The organism is Phenylobacterium sp. (assembly GCF_036263695.1).
Taxonomy (GTDB): domain Bacteria; phylum Pseudomonadota; class Alphaproteobacteria; order Caulobacterales; family Caulobacteraceae; genus Phenylobacterium.
In genome coordinates this window covers 1-4956 of the sequence record NZ_DATAGM010000102.1, presented here as the reverse complement: position 1 = coordinate 4956, position 4956 = coordinate 1, and the positions used below count along the sequence as shown (strand labels likewise).

At 70.1% G+C, this 4956-nt stretch carries 4 protein-coding genes; 2 read left to right on the top strand and 2 right to left on the bottom strand.

Features of this window, described 5'->3' with window-relative positions; translation table 11 throughout:
* A partial coding sequence (locus VHK87_RS04120) for an adenylosuccinate synthase (RefSeq protein WP_329633629.1) occupies window positions 1–1096 on the bottom strand: 1096 nt, incomplete at its 3' end.
* 173 nt (window positions 1097–1269) lie between these two features.
* Here VHK87_RS04120 and VHK87_RS04115 point away from each other — a divergent pair.
* Window positions 1270–1689, top strand: coding sequence for a VOC family protein (locus VHK87_RS04115; protein WP_329633628.1), 420 nt, complete (start codon window positions 1270–1272; stop codon window positions 1687–1689).
* Window positions 1686–2663 carry a threonine/serine dehydratase gene (locus VHK87_RS04110; protein ID WP_329633627.1) on the top strand — a complete coding sequence of 326 codons (978 nt, stop codon included), beginning with the start codon at window positions 1686–1688 and terminating at the stop codon, window positions 2661–2663. Before VHK87_RS04115 ends, VHK87_RS04110 begins: the two co-directional genes overlap by 4 nt.
* A gap of 130 nt (window positions 2664–2793) precedes the next feature.
* On the opposite strand, the gene VHK87_RS04105 is transcribed toward VHK87_RS04110, so the two are convergent.
* Window positions 2794–4956 (bottom strand): efflux RND transporter permease subunit (locus VHK87_RS04105; RefSeq protein WP_329633626.1); only part of this gene is annotated, 2163 nt, incomplete at its 5' end.

Genomic DNA, 4956 nt, shown 5'->3' with positions numbered 1-4956 from the left:
AGGCCGCCTGGTCCTTCAGGCCCGCCGGCAGGTAGTCGATCACCTCGCCCCGCAGCCGATAGCCGGTGCAGACCTTGACGGTGTCGAACCCGTCGAGGATGTCGAGCTTGGTCAGCACCACGCCCTCGATGCCGCCGACGGCGATGGACTGGCGCACCAGCACCGCGTCGAACCAGCCGCAGCGGCGCTTGCGCCCTGTGACGGTGCCGAACTCGTTTCCCCGCGTGCCGATCAGCTCCCCGGTCTCATCGTGCAGCTCGGTGGGGAACGGCCCCTCGCCGACGCGGGTGGTGTAGGCCTTGACGATGCCCAGCACGAAGCCGCCGGCCGAGGGGCCGACGCCGGAGCCCGCCGCCGCCTGACCGGCGACGGTGTTGGACGAGGTGACGTACGGATAGGTCCCGTGGTCGACGTCCAGCAGGGTCGCCTGGGCGCCTTCGAACAGCACCCGCCTCCCGTCCTTCACCGCCTGGCCGAGGATCCGCCAAGCCGGCTTCACATAGGGCAGCACCTTGGGGGCGATCTCGGAGAGCTGCGCCATCAGCTGCTCAGGCGTGGCCGGCGGCAGGCCTAGGCCGGCCCGCAGCGCGCCGTGGTGGGCGAGCAGCCGCTCGATCTTGACCTCCAGGGCCTCCCGGTCCGCCAGGTCGGCGAAGCGGATCGCCCGGCGGCCGACCTTGTCCTCATAGGCCGGGCCGATGCCCCGGCCGGTGGTGCCGATCTTGGCGGCTCCCGCCCGGGCCTCGCGGGCGGCGTCCAGGTCGCGGTGCAGCGGCAGCACGATGGTGGCGTTGTCGGCGACCACCAGCAGGTCCGGCGAGATCGCCAGCCCTTGGGCCTTGGCGCGCTCGATCTCGTCCAGCAGCGACCACGGGTCGACCACCACGCCGTTGCCGATGATCGACAGCTTCCCCTGCACGAGGCCGGACGGCAGCAGGCTCAGCTTATAGGTGGAGTTGCCGACGACGATGGTGTGGCCGGCGTTGTTTCCGCCCTGAAAACGGACGACGACCTCGGCCCGGTTCGCGAGCCAGTCGATGACCTTGCCCTTGCCTTCGTCGCCCCACTGGCCGCCGATGACGGTGACATTTCCCATAGATACGATCTCCCAGCCTGCCGGGCGGGTCTGACCCCGCCCTTCGACAGGCGCTCGGCGGGGGGACGTGAGATCGGTTGTGGCCGGGGCGCGTCGCGCCCGCACGGCGGCGCCCTTTTCGTCGTGCTCGGGCGCCTCGTCAAGCCCTTTGCGGAGAGCTAAGACCCGAGGTCATGGCCCGTCCGCGTTTCCATCTCGCCTTTCCGGTCCGCGATCTCGCCGAAGCCCGCGCCTTCTACGGCGGGTTGCTGAGCTGTCCCGAGGGGCGCTCTAGCGACGAGTGGATCGACTTCGACTTCTATGGCCACCAGATCGTCGCGCACCTGGCGCCGCAGGAGGCCGGCCACCACACGACCAACCCCGTCGACGGCGAGGACGTGCCAGTGCGCCACTTCGGGGTGATCCTGAGCATGAAGGACTGGCGCGCCCTGGCCGACCGGCTGGAGCGGGCGGGGGTGCAGTTCGTCATTCCGCCGCAGACCCGCTTCCAGGGCCAGCCCGGCGAACAGGCGACCCTGTTCTTCCTCGATCCTTCCGGCAACGCCCTGGAGTTCAAGGCCTTCGCCCGTGACGAGATGGTGTTCGCGAAGTGAGCGTCTCCTTCGTCGAGATCGGGGCGGCGGCGGCGCGCCTGGAGGGGCAGGCCGCTCACACGCCGCTGATCCACAGCCCGGCGCTGGACGAGCGGCTCGGCGCCAAGGTGCTGATCAAGCCCGAGACGATGCAGCGGGTCGGCGCCTTCAAGTTCCGCGGGGCCTACAACCGGCTGGTTCAGCTGACGGCGGAGGAGCGGTCCCGGGGCGTCGTCGCCTTCTCCTCCGGCAACCACGCCCAGGGCGTGGCGCTGGCCGCCCGGCTGCTGGGCATCCGCGCCCTGATCTTCATGCCGTCAGATGCCCCGAAGGTGAAGGCCGAGGCGACGAGAGGCTACGGCGCGGAGGTGCGCTTCTACGACCGGCTGACCGAGAGCCGCGAGGCGATCGCCGCCGAGGTCGCGGCCGAGCGCGGTTCGACCATCGTCCCGGCCTTCGACGACGAGCACGTCATCGCCGGCCAGGGTACGGTGGGCCTGGAGCTGGTTCGCCAGGCCGAGGCGATGCGAGAGGCGCTGGACTTGGTCGTCTGCCCGGTGGGCGGCGGCGGCCTGATCGCCGGATGTTCCGTCGCCATCAAGACGCTGTCGCCGCAGACCCAGATCTTCGGCGTCGAGCCGGAGGCCTACGACGACACCCGCCGTTCGATGGCCGCCGGCGAGCGGGTGACGATCAAACCGCAGGTTCGGTCCCTCTGCGACGCCCTGGAGAGCCCCGCCCCCGGCGAGCTCACCTTCCCGATCATCAGCCGCTGCGTCTCAGGCGTGGTCCCGGTCAGCGACGCGGAAGTCGCCGAGGCCATGCGCGTGGCCTTCAGCGTCCTCAAGCTCGTCGTCGAGCCCGGCGGCTGCGTCGGCCTCGCCGCCCTGCTGGCCGGCAAGCTGGACGTGGCGGGCAAGACCGTCGGCCTCATCCTCTCCGGCGGCAACGTCGATCCGGAGCTGTTCGCACGGGTGGTGCGCGGCGAAATCTAGACCTCTCCCTCTGCATACGGAAGGCGAGGGTTGGGTGAGGGAGGCCGCGGCCGCGGGCCAACTCAGGGGCTGGGGGTCCGGCGAGTCCCCCCTCGCCCTACCCTCTCCCCCGGCGAGCGGGGGGAGAGGTCTAGTGGTGCGCCGCCGGCGGGGCCTCGCCCTCGGGCGCTTCGCGGGGGGTGATCAGTCGGCCGAACTTGGGCCGCAGCCACTGTTCGAAGTCGTCGATGAACTCGTAGACGACCGGCACCATCACCAGCGACAGCAGGGTCGAGGTGATCAGGCCGCCGATCACCGCCACGGCCATCGGCTGGCGGAACTCGGCGCCCTGGCCGATGGCCAGCGCCGTCGGCAGCATGCCGGCGGCCATCGCCATGGTGGTCATGATGATCGGCCGGGCCCGCTCGCGGCAGGCCTCGAGCAGCGCCTCGCGCTGGGGCATGCCCGCCCGCTCCTGCTCGATGGCGTACTCGACCAGCAGGATCGAGTTCTTCGCCGCCAGCCCCATCAGCATCAGGAAGCCGATTAGCGCTGGCATGTTCAGCGACTGGCCCATGATCAGCAGGCCGAGGAACGCGCCCCCCACCGCCAGCGGCAGGGCCGAGATGATGGTGATCGGTTTGAAGAAGCTGCCGAACAGCAGGACCATCACCGCATACACCAGGGCGATCCCGGAGAAGATCGCGATAACGAACCCGCCGAAAAGCTGGGCCATGGCCTCCTGGTCGCCGGCCGAGGCCGGAGCGACGCCGGCCGGCAGGTTCTTCATGATCGGCAACTGGCGGACCGCCGCGGTCGCCTCGCCGAGCTGGACGCCTGGGGCAAGGTCGGCCTGGACGGTGATCTGCCGCTTGCGGTCGAACCGGTCGATCTGGCCAGGGCCGGCGCGGAACTCGATGTCCGCGACCGCGTCCAGTGTGGTCGTCCCGCCGGTGGCGGTGGCGACCCGCAGGTTGCGGATCACCGCCAGGTCGGCGCGGGCGTTCTGCGGCAGCCTCACGCGGATCGGAATGCGCCGCTCACCCTGGGTCAGCTTGGCGACGTTGGCGTCGATGTCGCCGACGGTAGCGATGCGCGCCGCCTGGGCGATGTCCTGAGCGCTGACGCCGAGCCGGGCGGCGTCCTCCACCCGGGGCGTGATGATGATCTCGGGCCCGCTGGGCGGGGTGTCGAGCCGCGGATCGCGGACCAGGTCCAGGGTGGCCATCTCGCGCTGCAGCCTAAGCGCCGCCTCCTCGAGCCCCTGGCCGGTGTCGCTGGTCAAAATCATCTGCACCGTCGAGCCGCCGAAGCCCTGGCCGGCGTAGGTCACCCGCGCGTCGGGGATCGCCCGCTGCAGCGGCAGAAGTTGGCCGCGGATCTCGGGCACCTTCAGCTCGCGCTCGCGCTTGAGGACGACCGTAACCGTGCCGGTGTTGACGCCGCCGCCGCCTCCGCCCCCGAACGGATTGAACGAGCTGCCGCCGACGCTGGCGAAGACCGCGGCCGTTTCGGGCCGTTCCTTCAGCCTGTCGGTGAGGATCTGAACCGTCCGCTCCATGTCGGCCAGGCTCGCGCCCGGCGGGCCCTCGATGTCGAGGTTGTAGAAGTTAGGGTTGCCCTCGGGCTGCAGACCCTTGGGAATGATCGCCACGAGCGCCAGCGAGGCGATGAAGATGCCGAGGCCGGCGAGGCTGGCGATGATCCGGTGGTCGAGCGCCCACTCGAGCAGCCGCCGGTAATAGCCCGGCAGCTCCCGGCGCGGCGAGGCCGCCTTGGGCTTCATGAAGTACGCCGCCAGCAGCGGCGTCAGCAGGCGCGCCACCACCAGCGAGAACAGCACCGCCACGGAGACGGTCAGGCCGAACTCCTTGAAGAACTGACCCGGGATGCCCGGCATGAACGAGACCGGGGTGAACACCACCACGATGGTGAAGGTCGTCGCCACCACCGCCAGGCCGATGGAGTCCGCCCCCTCGATCGCCGCCTGGTAGGGCCGCATGCCGCGGTGGATGCGTTTCTCGATGTTCTCTATCTCGACAATGGCGTCGTCCACGAGGATGCCGATCACCAGGGTCAGGGCCAGCAGGGTCACGACGTTCAGCGAGAAGCCGACCAGGTGCATCACCGCGAAGGTCGGGATCAGCGACACGGGCATCGCGATGGCGGTGATGGCGGTGGCCCGCCAATCCCGCAGGAACAACCACACCACCAGCGCCGCCAGCAGCATGCCCTCGATCAGCGTGTGCTCGGTGGCGGCGAACTCCACCCGCGTGTCGTCCACGAAGGAGATGATCTTCTCCATCCGGACGTT

Coding starts and splice junctions, on each gene's coding strand:
- VHK87_RS04115 (WP_329633628.1), top strand. CDS start 1,270: ATGGCCCGTCCGCGTTTCCATCTCGCCTTTCCGGTCCGCGATCTCGCC.